The sequence below is a fragment of the Dyella sp. genome (genome assembly GCF_051962475.1).
In the GTDB taxonomy this organism is placed as follows: Bacteria; Pseudomonadota; Gammaproteobacteria; order Xanthomonadales; family Rhodanobacteraceae; genus Dyella_A.
Map to the genome: position 1 here is coordinate 17,539 of NZ_JBQCCF010000028.1, position 20,103 is coordinate 37,641.

20 protein-coding genes are annotated in these 20,103 nt (G+C 69.1%); 16 read left to right on the forward strand and 4 right to left on the reverse strand.

Going from position 1 to position 20,103, the window contains the following annotated elements; all coding sequences use genetic code 11:
• Positions 1-12 precede the first annotated feature (12 nt).
• Both ACTHJF_RS05815 and ACTHJF_RS05820 read right to left on the reverse strand, forming a co-directional pair.
• Positions 13-1,356 (reverse strand): cation:proton antiporter, encoded by a 1,344-nt coding sequence (locus ACTHJF_RS05815; protein WP_440266286.1) that lies wholly within the window; start codon positions 1,354-1,356, stop codon positions 13-15.
• Positions 1,357-1,393: 37 nt separating this feature from the next.
• Positions 1,394-2,239, reverse strand: a complete 846-nt coding sequence (locus ACTHJF_RS05820) for a YihY/virulence factor BrkB family protein (RefSeq protein ID WP_440266287.1) — start codon at positions 2,237-2,239, stop codon at positions 1,394-1,396.
• A gap of 303 nt (positions 2,240-2,542) precedes the next feature.
• Here ACTHJF_RS05820 and ACTHJF_RS05825 point away from each other — a divergent pair, with 303 nt between their 5' ends.
• Genes ACTHJF_RS05825 through ACTHJF_RS05885 form a run of 13 tightly spaced genes read left to right on the forward strand, consistent with a single transcriptional unit; the run spans position 2,543 to position 15,068 of the window.
• A complete protein-coding gene (locus tag ACTHJF_RS05825) occupies positions 2,543-3,040 on the forward strand; it encodes a hypothetical protein (protein ID WP_440266288.1) in 498 nt (165 codons plus the stop codon).
• A 40-nt stretch (positions 3,041-3,080) separates the two neighbouring features.
• A complete protein-coding gene (locus ACTHJF_RS05830) occupies positions 3,081-3,728 on the forward strand; it encodes a cytochrome c3 family protein (RefSeq protein WP_440266289.1) in 648 nt (215 codons plus the stop codon).
• Positions 3,725-6,709, forward strand: coding sequence for a TAT-variant-translocated molybdopterin oxidoreductase (locus ACTHJF_RS05835; protein ID WP_440266290.1), 2,985 nt, complete (start codon positions 3,725-3,727; stop codon positions 6,707-6,709). Before ACTHJF_RS05830 ends, ACTHJF_RS05835 begins: the two co-directional genes overlap by 4 nt.
• Positions 6,706-8,079, forward strand: coding sequence for an NrfD/PsrC family molybdoenzyme membrane anchor subunit (gene nrfD, locus ACTHJF_RS05840; RefSeq protein WP_440266291.1), 1,374 nt, complete (start codon positions 6,706-6,708; stop codon positions 8,077-8,079). Before ACTHJF_RS05835 ends, nrfD begins: the two co-directional genes overlap by 4 nt.
• Complete coding sequence (locus ACTHJF_RS05845) at positions 8,076-8,612, forward strand: DUF3341 domain-containing protein (protein ID WP_440266292.1); 537 nt, start codon at positions 8,076-8,078, stop codon at positions 8,610-8,612. The genes nrfD and ACTHJF_RS05845 overlap by 4 nt, the downstream gene beginning before the upstream one ends.
• A gap of 17 nt (positions 8,613-8,629) precedes the next feature.
• Positions 8,630-9,286 (forward strand): c-type cytochrome, encoded by a 657-nt coding sequence (locus ACTHJF_RS05850; protein ID WP_440266339.1) that lies wholly within the window; start codon positions 8,630-8,632, stop codon positions 9,284-9,286.
• Positions 9,283-10,401, forward strand: coding sequence for a hypothetical protein (locus ACTHJF_RS05855; RefSeq protein WP_440266293.1), 1,119 nt, complete (start codon positions 9,283-9,285; stop codon positions 10,399-10,401). The genes ACTHJF_RS05850 and ACTHJF_RS05855 overlap by 4 nt, the downstream gene beginning before the upstream one ends.
• Positions 10,398-10,766 (forward strand): hypothetical protein, encoded by a 369-nt coding sequence (locus ACTHJF_RS05860; RefSeq protein ID WP_440266294.1) that lies wholly within the window; start codon positions 10,398-10,400, stop codon positions 10,764-10,766. The genes ACTHJF_RS05855 and ACTHJF_RS05860 overlap by 4 nt, the downstream gene beginning before the upstream one ends.
• On the forward strand, positions 10,763-11,572 hold the full coding sequence (locus ACTHJF_RS05865; RefSeq protein WP_440266295.1) for an SCO family protein: 810 nt from the start codon (positions 10,763-10,765) through the stop codon (positions 11,570-11,572). The genes ACTHJF_RS05860 and ACTHJF_RS05865 overlap by 4 nt, the downstream gene beginning before the upstream one ends.
• Positions 11,569-12,531, forward strand: coding sequence for a cytochrome c oxidase subunit II (gene coxB, locus ACTHJF_RS05870; RefSeq protein WP_440266296.1), 963 nt, complete (start codon positions 11,569-11,571; stop codon positions 12,529-12,531). Before ACTHJF_RS05865 ends, coxB begins: the two co-directional genes overlap by 4 nt.
• The gene (locus ACTHJF_RS05875; protein ID WP_440266297.1) at positions 12,518-14,125 is read left to right on the forward strand and encodes a cytochrome c oxidase subunit I; all 1,608 of its coding nucleotides are present in this window, start codon (positions 12,518-12,520) and stop codon (positions 14,123-14,125) included. Before coxB ends, ACTHJF_RS05875 begins: the two co-directional genes overlap by 14 nt.
• On the forward strand, positions 14,122-14,772 hold the full coding sequence (locus ACTHJF_RS05880; RefSeq protein WP_440266298.1) for a cytochrome c oxidase subunit 3 family protein: 651 nt from the start codon (positions 14,122-14,124) through the stop codon (positions 14,770-14,772). The genes ACTHJF_RS05875 and ACTHJF_RS05880 overlap by 4 nt, the downstream gene beginning before the upstream one ends.
• Entirely contained in the window at positions 14,769-15,068 is a 300-nt protein-coding gene (locus tag ACTHJF_RS05885) for a cytochrome C oxidase subunit IV family protein (RefSeq protein WP_440266299.1), read from the forward strand. Before ACTHJF_RS05880 ends, ACTHJF_RS05885 begins: the two co-directional genes overlap by 4 nt.
• Positions 15,069-15,089: 21 nt before the next feature.
• Here ACTHJF_RS05885 and ACTHJF_RS05890 read toward each other — a convergent pair whose 3' ends face one another.
• Entirely contained in the window at positions 15,090-15,947 is an 858-nt protein-coding gene (locus tag ACTHJF_RS05890; RefSeq protein ID WP_440266300.1) for a DUF72 domain-containing protein, read from the reverse strand.
• Positions 15,948-16,115: 168 nt separating this feature from the next.
• Here ACTHJF_RS05890 and ACTHJF_RS05895 point away from each other — a divergent pair, with 168 nt between their 5' ends.
• The 3 genes from ACTHJF_RS05895 (at position 16,116) to ACTHJF_RS05905 (ending at position 19,427) form a co-directional block, all read left to right on the forward strand.
• Complete coding sequence (locus ACTHJF_RS05895; protein WP_440266301.1) at positions 16,116-17,045, forward strand: NAD(P)/FAD-dependent oxidoreductase; 930 nt, start codon at positions 16,116-16,118, stop codon at positions 17,043-17,045.
• A gap of 221 nt (positions 17,046-17,266) precedes the next feature.
• Positions 17,267-19,063 carry a thiamine pyrophosphate-requiring protein gene (locus tag ACTHJF_RS05900; RefSeq protein WP_440266302.1) on the forward strand — a complete coding sequence of 599 codons (1,797 nt, stop codon included), beginning with the start codon at positions 17,267-17,269 and terminating at the stop codon, positions 19,061-19,063.
• Positions 19,064-19,151: 88 nt separating this feature from the next.
• Entirely contained in the window at positions 19,152-19,427 is a 276-nt protein-coding gene (locus tag ACTHJF_RS05905) for a glycoside hydrolase family 15 protein (protein ID WP_440266303.1), read from the forward strand.
• A gap of 15 nt (positions 19,428-19,442) precedes the next feature.
• Here the strand turns inward: ACTHJF_RS05905 and ACTHJF_RS05910 are convergent, their stop codons facing one another.
• The gene (locus ACTHJF_RS05910) at positions 19,443-20,015 is read right to left on the reverse strand and encodes a hypothetical protein (protein ID WP_440266304.1); all 573 of its coding nucleotides are present in this window, start codon (positions 20,013-20,015) and stop codon (positions 19,443-19,445) included.
• Positions 20,016-20,103 lie beyond the last annotated feature (88 nt).

Below are 20,103 nucleotides of genomic sequence, written 5' to 3' on the forward strand. Positions count from 1 at the left end.
TAGGGGCGCGGATCAGTCGGTGCGCGCGCGGATGCGCCGTCCACGCCAGCGCATCAACGGCTGCGCCGTGGCGCCGTGCAGAATCACGCTGAGCACCACGGTGGTCACGGCCAGCGCGGTGACCATGGCGGCATCGTCGCCCTCCAGGCCATGGGTGAGCGCGTAGGCGAGGTAGTTGACGGTGCCGATGCCGCGAACGCCCAGCCACCCCATCAGCAGGCGTCGTGGTCGCGGTGCGCCCACACCGATCGTAGCGAGGTAGACCGACGCGGGACGGATCAGTGCGAACAGCAGCAGCGCCACCGCGATCGCTTGCAAACTCCAGTGTTTTGCCAGCGCCGCGCCGGTGGCGAACACCAGACTGGCGGCGAGGATGCGTTCGAGCGTGTCGCCGAACGAGAGCGCATCGGAGACCACCATCCCGATCGATTCAGTCGGACCCAGCGGGTCGTCGCTGCGGCCCGAGCGATCCACCAGAAACTCGGCCGGCGGATGCACGTCTTGCTCTTCCTGAGAGGGACGCTTGCGCGGGTGCCGCGCCACGATAAGCAGCTCGGCGCGACGCAGCCCCACGCCGGCGGCGAACGCGGCGAGAAACACCGATGCCGACAGCCACTCGGCCACGGCATAGGACAGCATCACGATCGCCAGGGCGAGAAAGTCGCTCGGTGCGGCGTCGTTGGTGATCGCCTTCACTTGCGTTCCGAGCAGGCCAAGTCCGAATCCGAGGCCGCCGCCCACCGCCAGCCCCACCGGCAGTGACCACACGATCTCGCTCATCAGCCAGTGCCCGAGTGTGGCGCTGGAAATTCCCTCAGGCTGGCCCAGCAGCGCCAGTGCGAGCACGAGGAAGGGCAGTGCCGCGCCGTCGTTGAGGCCGGCCTCGACCGACAGCGCGCCGCGCATCGCGTCGCGGTCGTTGGCGTCGCCCACGGTGATCATGCCGGCCAGCACTGGATCGGTCGGGGCGATCATCGCGGCGCAGATCAGCGCCACCGCCCAACCGGTGCCGAAGATCCAGTGCATCGCGAGGCAGACTCCGGCAATGCACACCAGCATGGCCGGGAAGGCGAGGCGCCAGCCGGTGCGCCACGCGATGTGGCGAAAGCCCACCCGCAGGTTGAGCCCGCCGATGAACAGCGACACCACCAGCGCCAGCTCGCTTGCGATCGCCAACCAGCCAGGGTGCTCCGGAAAGTCCAGCCACACCACGTCGAGAAACCAGGGCACGGCGACGATGCCGGCACCGAGGAACAGCCAGAACGAGGTGATCGGCAGGCGCCGGATCCAGCCGGAGGTGAGTCCCGCGCCGAGCAGCAGCACGCCACACGCCGCGATCCATGCGATGAGGCTCACGGCTGCGTTCTCCTATGCGCAGCTGATGTGCACCTCGTCACTGCGTCGGCCTGGCATGCGCCGCCGGCCGCTCGCGTTCGCCGCGCACCTGCGCCAGGCCGTGGCTGAGTTCGGCGCCCATCAACACGATCAGCGAGGCGTAGTAGACCCACATCAGCAGCACCACGATGGCGCTGGCCGGCCCGTAGGCGCCGCCTATCTTGGAGCGCTCGATGTACATGGCGATGAGAAACTTGCCGGCCATGAACAGCAGCGAGGTGAGCGCTCCACCACGCACCGCGTCGCGCCATGCGATCTGCGCGTCGGGCAGAAAGCGGTACATCGCGCCGAACGCGATCCACAACACCAGTGCGGCCACCGCGTTCTCCAGTGCCAGCCAGCCGAGGCTGCCGCTGGGTACCACCAGGCTGATCAGCGCGGTAAGCGCGAACGAGACGATCACCAGAAAGCCGACGCCCACCAGTACGCCGATCGCGCGGGCGCGTGCCAGCAGCCAGCCGGTGAGCGCCTTGCCCGGGCGCGATTCGATGTCCCACACGCGATTGAGCGTGCTCTGCATCTGCGCGAACACCGCCGAGGCGCTGAACAGGGTAATGCCCAGTCCGACCAGGCCGAGCAGGTGCCCGAGCTGCGGCCGTTCGCGTGCGCTATGGATCACCAGCCGCGCCGCGGCGGCGCCGTCGTTGCCGACGATGGCAGCCATCGTCTGGGTGAGCTGCTGCTCCATCCCCGGGCGCACGGCCGACATTGCCCACAGGAACAGCACGAGCACCGGCGCGAAGGAGAACGCCGAGTAGAACGCGAGCGCGGCGGCGCGGGTAAAGAGTTCGTCGTCCCAGAAGCCGGAGAACACCTTCCGGACCAGGCGAAGGATCTGCTGCATCGAGAGCATGCGAAGCGAGGATCGTGGCGAAGGGGCCGCACCGTAGCATCGGTCGCAGTCGCCGGAACGTGAGTGCGCCTGCGCGCCGGCCAGGCCGATGCCGACATCACTGTGCGATGTGCCGATCGCAAGAAGCCGCGCGCCATCGCCTTCATGCACTGTTGATCTGCGCTCCACTTCCCGCTGCGTAGAGTCCGCACACAGCGCACGTCACCTCCGTTCGCGTCCACCGAGGCCTCGCGCTGCGGCGGCGATCCGTGGCCGGGGTTTCCGACGGCGTGACGACAACAACGGGAGCCCGCCATGAAAAGACGCGCCGTGTTCAGCGCCACCGATATGTCTGTCGTTCGCGAGGCGATGCACGCCGCCCGTGCGTCCGGCATCGCCAACGACGACATCTCGCTGATCGCCCGTTCGGACATCGAGGTGGAAAGCATTCCCGACGACCGCAAGGTGGCCGATGGCGACTTCTATCCCGCCGCAGTGCGTGGCGCCGTGGGTGGCGGCGTGGTCGGCCTGCTCGCCGGGCTGGTGGCGGTGGTCGCCGCGCCCATCGGCATCACCGTGGCCGGCGTGGTCGGTCTGGGCCTGGCCGGCGCGTCGCTGGGGACCTGGTCGTCGGCGCTCGCCGGTTCGACCGTGCCCGATCCGGTGCGCCGCGAGTTCGAGGACGAGATCGCGCAGGGCCGCATCCTGGTGGTGATCGATGGCGATGAGGAGATCCTGCCCGTCGCGATCGCCGCGATCTCGGCGACACGGGCCGTCCATCTGCCGTTCGATCGACCCACGGTGATGACGTGAGCGTGCGTTCGCTCCCACCCGATCGACTTGCGCCCGTGGCATGAGCCAAGTGTTCTCGCCGCGGGCGGGCCTGTATGTGCTGCTCGCCCTTTTCGCGCTGGTGCTGACCGCCGGCGGCGCGTTCGCCGGGTGGCGTGCACTCACCGCCGAGCCGCACGCGCGCGACGCGGCGGTCAACCAGCCGGTGCCGTTCAGTCACGCACACCACGTGGGCGAGGTGGGCCTGGACTGCCGCTACTGCCACAGCACGGTCGAGACCTCCGCCTACGCCGGCATGCCACCGATCTCCACCTGCATGACCTGTCACTCGCAGCTGTTCACCGACCAACCGATGCTGCGCCCGCTGGTGCGCAGCTGGCAGACGCACGTGCCGCTGCAGTGGAACCGGGTCAACCAGCTGCCCGACTTCGTCTACTTCAACCACAGCATCCACGTGGCCAAAGGCGTGGGCTGCGTGAGCTGCCACGGACGGGTCGACCGCATGCCGCTGATGCGGCGCACCGCGTCGCTGTCGATGCAGTGGTGCCTGCAATGTCATCGCGCGCCGCAGCGGTACCTGCGTCCGCGCTCGAAGGTGTTCGACCTGGCCTGGCAGCCGGAGCATCAGCAGACGCTGGGGCTGGCGCTGATCCGTCGCTACGACATCCACACCTCGCGGCTCACCGACTGCTCGGTATGTCACCGATGACCTTACCCACCGACGCCCTGCGACTGGCACGTGAACGGCTCGGCGCGCGCCGCGGCCGGCATTACTGGAGGGCGCTGGAGGAGCTGGCCGACGACGCGCGGTTCCGCGATCAGCTCAGTGCCGCGCTGCCTCAGCTGTCGACGATGGCGCCGCTGGATCGGCGCGGCTTCCTGCGGTTGCTCGGTGCCTCGCTGGCGCTGGCGGGCCTGGGCGGCTGCAGCGGTCCGCCGCCGGAGAAGATCGTGCCGTGGGTGCGCCGGCCCGCGGCGCAGAGCGACGCCGTGCGCTTCTACGCCAGCGCGCTGTGCTGCGGCGGCGAGGTCACCGGCGTGCTGGTGGAAACCCACGATGGGCGCCCCACCAAGATCGAAGGCAACCCGCAGCACCCGGCCAGCCTCGGCGCCACGGGCCGACTGCCGCAGGCCCAGGTGCTGGAACTGTGGGATCCGGATCGCTCCTCGCACCCGCTGCATGGCGACGAGCCCAGCACGCTGGGCGCCTTCGCCGACGCGCTGGCGCAATGGCGCACGCAGTGGGGCACGCGCGGCGACGGATTGCGCATCCTCAGCGGCGCACTGCATTCGCCTACGCTGCGCGTCCAGCGGCGCGAGCTGCTGGCGCGCTTCCCGGCGGCGCAGTGGCACGTGCACGAACCGGCGGGCGACGCGCAGACGCTGGCCGGGGCGCAGCTCGCGTTCGGTCGTCGCTGCCGCGCCCGCTATGACGTCGCAGCCGCCGACGTGCTGCTCACGCTCGACGCGGATCTGCTCGACGCGATGCCCGGGCATCTGGCCCATGCGCGCGCTTTCGCGGCGCGTCGCCGCCCCGATCGTGCCGGCCAGGGCGCCGGCATGAACCGCCTGTACGCGATCGAGCCGACGCCTACCGTCACCGGCTCGGTCGCCGACCATCGCTGGCCGCTGTCTTCGAGGCAGATCGCGGCGGTGGCCGGCCAGCTGGCCGACGCACTCGGCGTAGCCGGTGCGCCGAGCCTGCCGGCGGATGCCGGCGCGCCGTTGCCGGTGGCCGCTCTGCACGCCGTGGTCGATGACCTGATGCGCCATCGCGGTCGCTCGCTGGTGGTGGTCGGCGAAACCCAGCCGCCCGCCGTGCACGCGCTGGTGCACGCGATCAACCAGGCGCTGGGCAACGTGGGACACACTGTCGACTACATCGACCCGCACGGCGATGCCGACGCCCCCGCGATGCCCGACCTGCCGGCGCTGGTCGAGGCAATGCAGGCCGGGCAGGTGAGCCATCTGCTGGTGCTGGAATCCAATCCGGCGTACACGGCGCCCGCCGATCTGCCGTTAGCCGCAGCGCTCAGGCGCGTACCGCACACCATGCACCTGGGGCTTTATCGCGACGAGACCGCGCGGGCCTGTCAGTGGCACCTGCCGGCTGCGCATGCGCTGGAGGCGTGGTCGGATGCACGCGCCTTCGACGGCACGGCGAGCGTGGTGCAACCGGTGCTGACGCCGCTGTACGACGGCTGGTCCGCCCACGAACTGGTGGCGCGGGTAATCGGCGAAGGGCCGCAGAACGGCCACGACATCGTGCGCGCGTTCTGGGCCGGCGAATCCGACGGGCGCGCGCTGGTCGGTGACGAGGCGTGGGAGAAGGCGCTGCGCGAGGGCGTCATCGAAGGCACGCGCGCGGCGGCGCTGAACGTGCGGGCCAGCGTGTCGGCGCTGTCGCCGGACGAATGGCGGGCGACGGACAGCGATGCGCTGGAGCTGCTGCTGCGCCCCGATCCGACGATCTGGGATGGCCGCTACGCCAACAACGGCTGGCTGCAGGAACTGCCCAAGCCGCCGACCCAGCTCACCTGGAGTAACGCCGCGCTGATCAGCCCGCAGCTGGCGGCGCACCACGGCTACGCCAATGGCGACGTGGCCCGGCTGCGCTGCGGCGAGCACGAGCTGGAGGTGCCGGTTTGGATCACGCCGGGGCAGGCAGCGCACAGCATCACGCTGCACCTGGGGCATGGCCGCCGACACGCCGGACGTGTGGGCGATGGCATCGGCGTCGACGTCTACCGGCTGCGCACGACGCAGCGTCCGTGGTGGACGGGCCCGCTGACGATGGCGCCCACCGGCGCCCGGCAGGAACTCGCCGCCACGCAGGCGCATTTCGCGATGGAAGGGCGCGGCCTGGTGCGAAGCGCCACGCTCGACGAGTTCGCCAGCGATCCCGCCTTCGCCCAGGCCGCCACGCCGCCCACGCTGTACCCGCCGCAGCCGCAGGGGCAGTACGCCTGGGGCATGACGATCGACCTCAACAGCTGCATCGGCTGCAAGGGCTGCACCATCGCCTGCCAGGCGGAGAACAACATCCCGGTGGTGGGCGAGGCCGAGGTGCGCCGCGGACGCGAGATGCACTGGATCCGCGTGGACCGCTACTACGCCGGATCGCCCGACGCGCCCAGCACGCATCACCAACCGGTGCCATGCATGCACTGCGAGCACGCCCCGTGCGAAGTGGTGTGCCCGGTCGGCGCCACGGTGCACGACGAGGAAGGGCTCAACGTGCAGGTCTACAACCGCTGCGTGGGCACCCGCTTCTGCTCCAACAACTGTCCGTACAAGGTGCGCCGCTTCAACTTCCTGCAGTACAGCGATCTCAATGAACCGACGTTGCAGGCACAGCGCAACCCGGACGTGACGGTGCGCAACCGCGGCGTCATGGAGAAGTGCACCTACTGCATTCAGCGCATCGAGACGGCGCACATCGCGGCGGATCGCGAGTCGCGCGCCATCGCCGACGGCGAAGTGGTCACCGCCTGCCAGGCGGCGTGTCCGACCCAGGCGATCACCTTCGGCAACCTGCTCGATGCGGACAGCGAAGTCAGCCGCGCCAAGGCCTCGCCGCTCAACTACGACCTGCTGGAGAAATACAACACGCGCCCGCGCACCAGCTACCTGGCGCAGGTGCGCAATCCGCATCCGGATCTGCGGCCGGACGGGGAGGAAACCTCGTGAGCGCGCTGGACCCACGAGTGGATGGCGCCGCCGCACCGGCGATCGACCCGCGCGCCACGATGGCCGACGTCACCGCGCACACCAGCGACCTGGTGCTGGAACGCCCGGCCGGGCGGACCTGGCTGATCTGCTTCGCCATCGCACTGCTGCTTACCGGCGTGCTGGCCGCGGGAATCTGGCGGCTGCTGCTCAAGGGCGTGGGCATCTGGGGACTGAACATCCCGGCCGCGTGGGCCTTTGCCATCACCAACTACGTGTGGTGGATCGCCATCGGCATGGGCGGCACCTTCATTTCCGCAGGGCTCTACTTGACCCGCCAGGACTGGCGCTCCGGGCTCAACCGCTTTGCCGAGTCGATGACGGTCTGCGCGGTGTCGGTGTCGGGCATCTTCCCGATCCTGCACCTGGGCCGGCCGTGGTTCTTCTACTGGCTGATGCCGTACCCCAACCGCATGGGCGTGTGGCCGCAGTGGCGCAGTTCGCTGCTGTGGGATTTCTTCGCCATCGTGGCCTACCTGCTGGTATCGCTGATGTACTGGTACGTGGGGCTGATCCCCGATCTGGCGACGCTGCGCGACCGCGCCCGCAAGCGCTGGAAGCAGGTGACGTACGGCTTGTTCGCGCTCGGCTGGCGCGGCGACGCCGGGCATTGGGCGCGCTACGAGCGGCTGAGCCTGGTGCTGGCGGGCCTGTCGGTGCCGCTGGTGTTCTCGGTGCACAGCATGGTGGCGCTGGATTTTTCCGAGGGCCTGCTGCCGGGCTGGCACTCCACGCTGTTCCCGCCGTTCTTCATCGCCGGGGCACTGTTCTCCGGCTTTGCGATGGCGCTGGTGTTGGGCATTCCGCTGCGCCGCTGGTACCACCTGGAGGCATACATCACCGAGCGCCACCTGGACAACCTGGCCCGGCTGATGCTCGCCGCAGGGTTGGTGGTGGGCTACAGCTACGCCACCGAGCTGTTCACCGCGTTCTACAGCATGGATCGCTTCGAGATCGCCGAGGCGAAGGACCGCCTGTTCGGCGCCTACGCCTGGATGTTCTGGCTGATCGTCGGCTGCAACGTGGTGTCGATCCAGGCCTTGTGGTCGCCGCGCGTGCGGCGCAACCGCACGGCACTGATGGTGATCGGCATCCTGGTGCTGATCGGCATGTGGTTCGAGCGCCTGCTGCTGATCCTCAACAGCCTGTACCACGGCGCGCTGCCCTCATCCTGGGGCATGTTCTATCCCACGATGTGGGATCTGGCCTTCCTGGCCGGATCGATCGGGCTGTTCTTCCTGCTGCTGCTGATCCTGCTGCGCTGGGTACCGATGCTCTCGATGTTCGAGCTGCGCAAGTTGATCCACGCCCGTGGCGGAGCCGTGCGATGACGCCTTCGAGCCCGTGCGGATGGATGGTGCAGCTGGCGGATGCCGACACGTTGCTGCAGGCCGTGCAGCGGCTGCGCGCGGCGGGCGTGCGGCGACTGCACGCGTACGCACCGCTGGCCGTGCCGGGGCTGGCCGAACTGCTGCCTCCGCGGCGCCGGGTGGTGCCGTGGGCGGCACTGCTCGGCGGGCTGTGCGGCGGGCTCGGCACGCTGGCGCTGCAGTACTACTCGGCGGTGATCGACTACCCGGTGCGCGTGGGCGGTCGTCCCTACGCCAGCTGGCCGGCGTTCGTGCCGGCGGCGCTGGAGATGACGCTGCTGTTCACCGCCGGCTTCGCCGTGCTCGCCATGCTGATCGCCAATCGCCTGCCGCGCTGGTACCACCCGGCGTTCAACGTCGAGCCGTTCGCACTGGCCAGCCAGGATGGCTTCTTCGTGGTGGTGGATACCGGCGACCCACGCTGCGATCCGCATCGGCTCGCCGATCTGCTGCACGATCTCGACCCGGTGGCCACCCACCCGGTGGCGCCATGAAGGCGCGGCGGCTCTTGGTGTGCCTTCTCCCGCTGCTGGCCTTGGCCGGCTGCGAGCGGGCGATGCACGACATGTATCAGCAGCCCAAGGACGGGCCCGGCAAAGCCAGCTCGCTGTTCGCCGACGGCAGCGCCCAGCGCCACGCTCCGGCCGGTGCCGTCGCCTACAGCCAGGCCGAGGCCGCCGACACCTCCGGCGGCCGGCACGGTCGTGTGGTGGAACCGCGTTACCACGCCGAGCTCGCCGTGCCGATCGACGACCAGGGCGCCAGCCGCGTGCAGGGGGCCAGCGACCCGGCGCCGCGCGCCAATCCGCTGGCGATCACGCCGGCGCTGCTCGCGCGCGGGCAGCAACGCTACGAGATCTACTGTTCGGCGTGCCACGGGCTCGATGGCCGCGGCGACGGCATGGTGGTGCAGCGCGGCTTTCCCGCGCCGCCGACTTACCACAGCGAGCGCCTGCGCCAGGCGCCGGACAGCCACTTCTATAACGTGATCACGCACGGCTACGGTGTGATGTACCCGTACGCCGATCGGGTCGCCCCGCGCGATCGCTGGGCGATCGTGGCCTACATCCGTGCGCTGCAGCTGAGCCAGCACGTGCCGGCCGCAAAGCTGAGCGCGCAGGGCCGCGCCGTGCTCGACGCCGCCAACCAGCGTGGAGCGCGCCGATGAGCCGGGCCGTCATGCGCATCGATCGGCGCGAGCTCCGCGCGAGCGCGCCGGCGTGGCTGGCGGGCATCGTGCTGCTGGCGATCGGTGCGTTGCTTGGGAGCGACGCCGCGCGCCCGGCGCTGCAGGGTTACCTGGTGGCGTGGCTGTTCTGCCTGGCGTTGCCGCTGGGCAGCATGGCGTGGCTGGCCATCCATCGGTTGACCGGCGGACGCTGGGGCAGGGCGCTGCACCCGTACTGGCAGATCGGCATCGGTCTGCTGCCGTGGGTGGCCGTGCTGGCGCTGCCGCTCGCGCTCGGTGCGCCGCTGCTGTTTCCGTGGGTGCATGCCTCGACGACCGCGGTGCCGCGCTGGTACCTCAACCTGCCGTTCCTGTACTTGCGTCTGGCCGGCTGCATGGCGCTGTGGCTGGTGCTGGCCGGGTGTCAGCGGCGCTGGCGCGCCGACTTGCTGCGGCCCTCGCTGGCCAGCCAGGGTTTCGCCAGCGTCGTGCTGCTGGTCCTGTTGCTCACCATTTCGCTCACCGCGGTGGACTGGATCATGTCGCTGGTGCCGCCCTGGCACTCCACCGCGCTGGGCATGCTGGTGATGACCTGCTTGCTGACCATCGCCCTGGCGCTGCCGCTGCTGGCGGCAATCCGTGCGCGGCCGCGGCAGCCCACCACGCCCGAGGTGCTGCAGTTGCGCCGCGACCTGGGCAACCTGCTGCTGGCCTGCGTGCTGGGCTGGGCCTATCTCGCCTTCATGGATTACCTCACCGCGTGGATCGCCGACCTGCCGGCGGAAACGGTGTGGTATCTGCCCCGGCTGCAGTGGCCATGGAGCGTGCTGCCGCTGGCGCTGCTGGTGCTGCACCTGGGCGTGCCGCTGGCGGCCCTGCTGCCGCGCCGCGGCAAGCACAGCCCTCGCGTATTGGCTGCCATGGCGGTGCTGGTGCTGGCGATGCAGTTCGCCAACCTGGTGTGGCTGGTGCTGCCCGGGTTGCGCTTGCCTGCACGACCGCTGCTGTGGTCCGACGCCTTCGCGTGGAGCGGCGTGGCGGTGCTGATGGCGGCGGCCTGGCGGCAGGTGCGGCGCCGACTGGCGAGCGAGCAGCCCGAGGGGCATCGCGCATGAGCCCGCAGCCGCAGTACCAGCCCGACACCGTCGATGCGCGGCAGCTGCTGCGGGTGGGCGCGATCTTTGCCCTGGCGTTCGGCCTGATCCTGGCCCTGATGTACCTGCTGTGGCGTCCGCAATCACCGCGCAAACCGCAGGCCGACGCGGTGCCGCCGGCGCCGCGGTTGCAGGCCGATCCGCGGCGCGACCTGCTCGCCACCCAGATGGAGCAGCAACGCCGCCTGCAGCAATACGGCTGGAACGATCCGCAGCATCGCTCCGCGCACATCCCGTTGCAGCAGGCGATGGCCCGGCTGGCAGCTCAGGGCGAGCGCCAGAGCGCCGCGGCGGATCAGAACCAGCACCGCGGAGCAGGGCGATGAACGCGCGGCGACCATGGATCATCTGGCTGGTGTGCCTGGCGCTGTCCTGCACCGCGAGTGCCGGCGCGCCGCCACCGCCGCCCAAGCTGGATCAGCAGGTGGGCTTCGACCAGCGCCTCGGCGCGCAGCTGCCACTGGCGGCCCGCTTCACCGATCGCCATGGGCGCAGCGCCAGCCTCGGCCAGTGGATGGACGGTCGCCCCACGGTGCTGGCGATGGGCTACTTCCATTGCCCGAACCTGTGCGACGCGGTGCTGCAGGGCATGGCGCACGCGGTGGCACGCAGCGGCCTGCAGCCCGGGCGCGACGTCACGGTGCTGTTCGTGAGCATCGATCCGCGCGAGCGGCCGGAGGATGCACGCCACGCCGAGCAGATGCTGGCGCGGATGAACCCGCAGGCTGACGCCTCGCGCTGGCACTTCCTGCTCGGCAGCGAAGACGCCATCCACGCGCTGGCCGGCGCCAGCGGCTATCGCTACCTGTACGACGCGCGCATCGACCAGTACGCGCACGCGGCCGGCATCGTGGTGGCCAGTGCGGGCGGCAAGGTGGCGCAATACCTGTTCGGCGTGCGCTACCCGTCGCGCAGCCTGCGACTGGCGCTGGTGGATGCCTCGCAGGGCCGGGTCGGCAACGTGGTCGATCAGCTGGTGCTGCTGTGCTGTGGCTACGATCCGGCCACCGGCCGTTACTCGCTGCTGATTGGACGGGTGATGCGCTGGCTCGGCTGCGCGTTCGCGCTGGGCCTGATCGCTGCGCTGCTGCTGCGGCGCCGCCGAGCGGAACGGCCGGAGCCACGCACATGACCCTGCATCTTCCCCTCACGCCCGAGGCGTCGAACTTCGCGCCGCATATCGACGCGCTGTTCAACGCGATGCTGTGGCTGTGCGGCCTGGTGGCGCTGGCCGTGTTCGCGGTGATGATCGTCTTCTGCGTGAAGTACCGCCGCGGCAGCCCGGCCGACCGCAGTGAGCGACGGCACAGCAGCCTGGCGGTGGAACTCACCTGGACCATCGTGCCGTTCCTGATGTTCTGCGGGCTGTTCGGCTGGAGCCTGAGGTTGTGGAGCGAGCTGCGCACGCCGCCGGGCGACGCCGCCACCGTCTACGTGGTGGCCAAGCAGTGGATGTGGAAGGTGCAGCACGCCGGCGGCCAGCGTGAGATCGACCGCCTGCACCTGCCGCTGGGCCAGCCCACGCGCCTGCTGATGACCTCGCAGGACGTGATCCACAGCTTCTACGTGCCCGCGTTCCGGGTGAAGCAGGACGTGCTGCCCGGGCGCTACACGCAGATGTGGTTCACCCCCACCCGGCTGGGCCGGTTCGATCTGCTGTGCGCCGAGTTCTGCGGCACCGACCACGCGGCGATGCGCGGCGAGGTGGTGGTGATGCGGCCCGAGCGCTACGCCCAGTGGTTGCAATCGCATGCCAGCACCGGGCTGGCCCAGCGCGGCGAAGTGCTGTTCCGTCGCTTCGGCTGCAGCGGCTGCCACGGCGCCGGCGCCACCGTGCACGCACCGGACCTGTCGGGCATCTACGGCACCCGCGTGGCGTTGGCCGACGGCAGCACGGCCAAGGTGGACGACCGCTACCTGCACGACTCGATCATGCTGCCCGATTCACAGGTCGTGGCCGGCTATGCGCCGATCATGCCCAGCTACGAGGGCCGCATCGGCGAGGAAGACGTGCTGGCCCTGCTGGCCTACCTCAAATCCAGCGATTCGCCCGGAACGCATCCCACGGAGCCATCGCATGAGCGGCACTGACCTCAACGTATCGATGGAGCCGAGCTACCTGGTATCGGGCGGCAACACGCTGTGGTCGTGGCTGAGCACGCACGACCACAAGCGCATCGCGATCCTCTACGCGCTGGGCATCACGTTCTTCTTTTTCCTAGGCGGTGCGGCGGCGGTGATGATCCGGCTGGAGCTGGCCACGCCGGCTGGCGACCTGATGACCGCCGAGACCTACAACAAGACGTTCACCTTCCACGGCATCGTGATGGTGTGGTTCTTCCTGGTGCCGTCGATCCCCACCACGCTGGGAAATTTCCTGGTGCCGATGATGATCGGCGCGCGCGACATGGCGTTCCCGCGGCTCAACCTGTTCAGCTGGTACCTCTACATGGCCGCCGGTGTGTTCACCATTGCGATGCTGCTGCTCGGTGGGGTGGACACCGGCTGGACCTTCTACACGCCGTTCTCGACGATGTTCTCCAATACCCATGTGATCCTGGCGGCGGTGGGCGTGTTCGTGGTGGGGTTCTCCTCCATCCTCACCGGCATCAACATCCTGGTCACCGTGCATTCGCTGCGCGCGCCGGGCATGCACTGGTTCCGCCTGCCGCTGTTCGTGTGGGCGATGTACGCCACCAGCGTGGTGATGGTGCTGGCCACGCCGGTGCTGGCGATGACGCTGGCGTTGATCGCGCTGGAGCGGCTGGCCGGTATCGGCATCTTCGATCCGGCGCTGGGCGGCGATCCGCTGCTGTTCCAGCACTTCTTCTGGTTCTACTCGCATCCGGCCGTGTACATCATGGTGCTGCCGGCGATGGGTGTGGCCAGCGAGCTGATCAGCATGGGCGCGCGGCAGAAGATCTTCGGCTACCGCTTCATGACCTGGTCGATGCTGGCCATCGCGGTAATCGGCTTCATGGTGTGGGGCCACCACATGTTCGTCGCCGGGCAGTCGATGTACGCCAGCATGGTGTTCTCGATCCTGAGCTTCGTGGTCGCGGTGCCCTCGGCGATCAAGGTGTTCAACTGGGCCAGTACGCTCTACAAGGGCCAGATCGATTTCCATGCGCCGATGCTCTACGGGCTCGGCTTCGTCGGCCTGTTCATGCTCGGCGGGCTCACCGGCTTGTTCCTTGCCGCTACGGCGCTGGACGTGAACCTCACCGACACCTACTTCGTGGTGTCGCATTTCCACTACATCATGGTCGGCGGCTCGGTGATGGCCTACCTGGGCGGCATCCACTACTGGTGGCCGAAGATCACCGGGCGTCTGTACAGCGAACGGCTGGCCCGCTTCGCCGCCATCCTGATGTTCTTCGGCTTCAACCTCACGTTCTTCCCACAGTACCTGCTGGGCTACCTCGGCATGCCGCGGCGCTACCACGAGTACCTGCCGAAGTATCAGGCGCTCAACGTGCTGTCCTCGGCGGGCGCTTCGATCCTGGCCGTCTCGTACCTGCTGCCGCTGGCGTACCTGGGCTGGTCGCTGTTCTACGGGCGCAAGGCCGGGCCCAATCCGTTCCGCGCCACGGGCCTGGAGTGGACCACGCCGTCGCCGCCGCCCACGCACAACTTCGCGGTGACGCCGGTGGTCACCGAAGGGCCTTACGAGTACCGCTCATGAGCGACACGGCGCAGGCCCATCTGCAGGAGCAGTTCGAGGAGCCGACTCAGCAGCGCGAGGCGTCGACGCTCGGCATGTGGCAGTTCCTCGCCACCGAGGTGCTGTTCTTCGGCGTGCTGTTCGCCGCCTACGCGGTGTGCCGCTTCCGCTTCCCCGAAGGCTTCGCCGAAGCGGCCCGGCACACCCACGTGGTCTACGGCACGATCGAGACGGCTGTGCTGCTGGTGTCCAGTGCCGGCGCCGCGCTGGCGTTGCGCGACGTGGAGCTGGGCGGTCGGCGCGTGGCGGCGCTGCTGCTCTGGGGCACGGCGCTGCTCGGCGCGGTGTTCCTGACACTGCACGGGGTGGAGTACACCAAGGAATTCCACGAGGGGTTGATCCCAGGGCTGCGCTTCACCCACGCCGGACCACAGGCCCACGCGGTGGAACTCTTCTACTGCCTGTATTTCGTGATCACCGGCTTCCACAGCCTGCACGTGATGATCGGCGTGGCACTGATGAGCGTGATCGGCTGGCGTACCTGGCGCGGTCGCTACGCCCCCGACTACGCCACGCCGGTGGAGAACGCCGCGCTGTACTGGCATTTCGTCGACATCGTGTGGATCTTCGTCTATCCGATGATCTACCTGGTGGGGCGAAGCGGATGAGCGCACCCTCGCCGCCGACATTGCGCAGTCAGCTCGGTGCCCTGGGCGCGCTGCTGGCGTTGCTTGCCGCCACCGCGGGGCTGGCCTATCTGCCGCTGGGCGGGTTCAACACGGTGCTGGCGCTGAGCATCTCGGTGGCCAAGGCGCTGGTGGTGATGCTGGTTTTCATGCGCCTGCGCAGCGCCTCACCGGTGATCCGTCTGGCCGCCGCCGCCGGCTTCCTGTGGCTGAGTCTGCTGTTCGTCATCACGCTGGCCGACTACCTCACCCGCGGCACACTGGCTGCGCCGTTCTGACGCGACCTCGGCCGGGCGGCATCACCGGAGCAGGGCGATCAACCGCTGCGCGTCGAACGGCGCGCGCACCTTGGCGTCGTTGTCGAAGTACACATACACGTCGCGCTCCTTGCGCGTGATGGGCGCGGATGCGATGCACGGCGCATCGGCCGGCCGTCCGCCAGCGGCCCAGCAGCGGATGCGCGCGGCCCATTCCTGCAGCGCCGGCTCGTCGTAGCCGCTGGCGTAGAGCTCGGTGTCGCCGTGCAGGCGCAGGTAGAGGAAATCGGCGGTGACGTCGTGCATCGCCGGATAGCGCCCGGCGGTATCGGCCACCACCAGCGCCACGCCGTGTCGGCGCAGCTGCGCCACCAGCGCGGGATCGCTGAAGCTAGGGTGGCGCACTTCCACCGCATGGCGCAGCGGTCGGTCGTGGGTCAGCTCCAGGTACGGTTCCGGCACCCGCTCGTCGTGCCGACTGGCCCAGACTGCGGCCGCCGCGGTGGTGGGCGGCAGCGACTGCAGAAAAGCTTCAAAGCTTTCCGGTTCCCAGCGGAAAGTGGCGGGGAACTGCCACAGCAACGGACCCAGCTTGTGTTCCAGTGCCAGCGGCCCGGAGGCGATGAAGTTGGCGAACGGGCGGTCGATCTGGCGCAGCCGCTTGATGTGGGTGAGAAAGCGCGGCGCCTTCACCGCAAAGACGAAATCGTCGGGGGTGTCCGCGTACCACTGGCGGTAGGCGCGCGGTGTCTGCAGCGAATAGAACGAGCCGTTGAGCTCGATCGTGGAGAACCGCGCCGCGGCGTAGGCGAGCTCCGATCGCTGGCGCAGCGTGGGCGGGTAGAACGGCCCGCGCCAGCCCTTGTATCGCCACCCGGAGATGCCGATGCGTACGCTCATGTCTCGTGCTCCTGATCCCTCGGTCGGCGACGTCCCGGCGAGCAAGGTGCATGCGCGCGCGTCCAGGCCGCGTGTGCGCTGCATCCAGGCGTTTGCACAACCTGCACGCCGCATCGATGGCCGGGCGGGGACAGTGCCGGGTTACCCGCATACACAGGAGCATGGCCGATGGCTTCCACTCTCCCTGCCGACCCTACCGGCGCGCTGGATTGCGTGGTGGTCGGCGCCGGCCCCGCCGGTCTCACCGCGGCAACCTACCTGGCGCGCTACCGGCGCCGCGTCGTGGTGCTGGATGCCGGCGCAAGCCGGGCGCGGCTGATCCCCGCCAGCCACAACTGCCCCGGCTTTCCGCTGGGTGTGGCCGGCAACCGCCTGCTCGAGCGCTATCGCGCCCACGCGGTGCGCTACGGCGTGGACATCCGCGCCGGCCGCGTGCGCGCGGTGCGCCGAACCGACGACGGCTTCGCCGTGCACATGGAGCAGGGCGACGCACCCGCATGGACCGCGGCCAATGTGGTGCTGGCCACCGGCGTAGTCGACCGCCTGCCGGCGATGGAAGGCCGCGACGAGGCGATCGCCCACGGCGTGCTGCGGCTATGCGCGGTGTGCGACGCCTACGAGGCGCTCGATCAGCACATCGCCGTGCTGGGCGACGATCTCGACGCCGCGCTGGCGCACGCGCGGTTTCTGCGCACCTTTTCCTGCCGCGTCTCGGTGATCGTGGGGCAGGGCACGGCGCCAGGCGGAAGCGGGCGCCGCGTCAGTGACGACGGCATTGGCATTCACCTCGGGTCGTCGCGGCTCGCGCTGGTGCAGGGCAAGTGCCAGGTGCGCTTCGCCGACGGCAGCGTCGAGCACTACGACACGCTCTACCCAGTGCTCGGCGCGGACCCGCAGACGCAGTTGGTGAGCACGCTGGCGCCGGGCACCGACGCCCAGGGCGCGCTGCAGGTGGATCGCCACATGCAGACCGACATCGAGGGCCTGTACGCCATCGGCGACCTGGTGAGCGGGTTGAACCAGATCAGCGTCGCGGTAGGTCACGCGGCGGTCGCCGCCACCGCGATCCATCGCTCGCTGCCGCAGCACCTGGCGTGAGAGCTTGCCGGCGCAGCATGCGATGTGGCGGCGCGAACACTGAGAAGTACAGAACGGTCGCACGTTCATGCGCTTTCGTGGACGGGCCGACACATACCTTTGACCGGTGGATGACGGCGGGCACTTCATCATTGCCGCCCGTCATTCCTTTCCTGGCCTGCAGATGGCGCCGTCGCCGCTCTGTGCGACCGCGCGTGGGCCCTCGATTCCGGGAGAACCCAATGAGCCAGACTGTGGGCGATTTCATCCTTCAGCGCCTCACCGACTGGGGGGTGAAGCGGATCTTCGGCTACCCGGGTGACGGCATCAACGGAATCATGGGCGCGATGGGGCGCGCCTCCGACCGCTTCGACTACGTGCGCGTGCGCCACGAGGAAATGGCCGCCTTCATGGCCGGCGCGCATGCCAAGTTCACCGGCGAGGTAGGCGTATGCCTGGCCACGTCGGGCCCTGGCGCCATCCATCTGCTCAACGGCCTGTACGACGCCAAGATGGACCATATGCCGGTGGTCGCCATCGTCGGCCAGCAGGCGCGCACCGCGTTGGGCAGCGACTACCAGCAGGAAGTGGACCTGCAGAACCTGTTCAAGGACGTCGCCAGCTACGTCGAGACGCTCACCGCACCGGCCCAGGTACGCCACGTGATCGATCGCGCGATGCGCATCGCCGCGGCCGAACGCTGCGTCACCTGTGTGATCGTGCCGAACGACCTGCAGGAGATGAAGGCCGTCCCCAGTCCGCCGCGCGCCCACGGCGACGTCTACTCCGGTGTCGGCTACGCGCCGGCGCACCCGCAGCCGTCGATGGACGAGCTGCGCCAGGCGGCCGAGGTGATCAACGCCGGCAAGCGCGTCGCCATCCTGATCGGCGCGGGCGCCATGCAGGCCGGACCCCAGGTGATTGCGCTGGCCCGGCATCTGGACGCCGGTGTGGCCAAGGCGCTGCTGGGCAAGGCGGCACTGCCGGACGATCTGCCCTTCGTCACCGGCTCCATCGGCCTGCTCGGCACCAAGCCCAGCTGGGAACTGATGAACGACTGCGACACGCTGCTAATGATCGGCACCACATTTCCGTATTCGGAGTTCCTGCCGCCGGACGGGCAGGCGCGCGCGGTGCAGATCGACATTGCTCCGCGCAACGTTTCCATGCGCTATCCCACCGAGGTCAACCTGATCGGCGACAGCGCACAGGTGATCGATCAGCTGCTGCCGCTGCTGGACAAGAAGGACAACCCCGATTGGCGCGAGCGCATCGAGGTGAACGTGCGCAAGTGGTGGCGCGCGCTGGAGGCCAAGGCGATGGAGCCGGCCGATCCGATCAATCCGCAGCGCATCTTCTGGGAGCTGTCGCCGCGCCTGCCGGACAAGGTGATCATCTGCGGCGACTGCGGCTCGCACACCAACTGGTACGCGCGTGACGTGAAGATCCGCGAGGGCATGATGGCCTCGCTGTCGGGCAAGCTGGCCACCATGGGCGGCGGCATGCCCTATGCGATCGCAGCCAAGATGGCGTATCCGGATCGTCCGGTAGTGGCGATCATCGGCGATGGCGCCATGCAGATGAACGGCAATGCCGAGCTGATCACCGTGAAGCAGTATTGGGAACGCTGGAGCAACCCGAGCTTCGTGGTGATGGTGCTGGCCAACCACGACCTCAACCAGGTCACCTGGGAGCAGCGCGCCCTGGCCGGCGATCCGAAGTTTGCACCAGCGCAGGACGTGGAAGATTTTCCCTACGCCGAATACGCCCGCATGCTGGGCTTCAAGGGCATCCGGGTGGAGCGGCCCGAGCACATCGCCGCGGCGTGGGAGGAGGCGTTCGCTGCCAACTGCCCGGTGCTGATCGAATTCATCGCCGACCCCGACGTGCCGCCGCTGCCGCCTCACATTCGCTGGGCGCAGGCCAAGTCGTACATGACGGCGCTGGCCAAGGGCGATCCGAACGAGCTGGGTATCATTCGCCAGAGCGTGCGCGACATGATGGCGGGGCTGCTGCCGGGCGACTCGGGCGATTCATGAGCCCGCGCGGTGCCCGCATCGACCGGGTCGACGCCGCGGCGTATCGCGTGCCCACCGACCAGCCCGAGGCAGATGGCACGCTGGAGTGGTGTTCGAGCGCTATTGCAACGAGCAGTCCCATGACGGGCTGGAAGGCGGGGAGGGCAGCTTCATCGCCTACGGCTTCTGGCTGACCCACGTCAAGCTGCTGCAGGGCCAGCGCGACGAAGCGGAACGACGCGTGCGCCGGCTACTGTCCGTTGCCAACGATCTGGGCCTGCTCTCGGAGGAATACGACGTGTCAGCGCAGCGCCAGTGCGGAAATTTTCCGCAGGCGCTGTCGCACGTAGCGCTGATCAACACCGTGATGGCGATGGGTGCCTGACGGCGCGAGGGCGCGTTACTTGCGCCGCGCCGAGGGATCGCCGGTGGCCGGCGCCTGGCGTTCGGGATCTTCCTCCGCTGCGGCATCTGCATCGGGGCGATGCGTGGGCACCGCAACCCCGCCACGCGACGCCGCCACCGCACGCTCCACATCCACATCGCCGGCTACGTCCACCGCCGGCCACATTGCCGGATTGGGCGCGGGTAACGGCCCCTCGCTCCGCTGCACCCGGGAGGCGCCCGCCGCACGGAGCAGCTCGGTCACCGCGTCGCCATCGAACCCCGCCACCGGCTGCACCGAGAGCCGCGCGCAGCCCTGCAGCTCCGGCCCACGCAGATCCTCGCTGCCCAGCTTGCGCAGCGACTCCTTTGGATGACTCGCGCGCTCGCCCGGCGTCGTCGGCTGGTCCGGCAAGGTGGGGTCGACAATCGTCGAGGGCGCGTACGAGCTCGACGGAGGCTGCATGCCGCGCTCGTCCACCTCCAGCAACACGCACTCACGGCCCACGCCCATCGAGAACAACTTCTCGGCAGCCGCCACCGCCTCGCGCTGGTTGGGGAATTCGGCAATAAGGATGTCGTCGGTCATGGTCGGTCGGCTCCATGGGTTCGGTGGACAGCGGCAGCCACGCCGAATGCGCAGATACGTCTCATCGGCATGCCCGCGGCACGCTGCC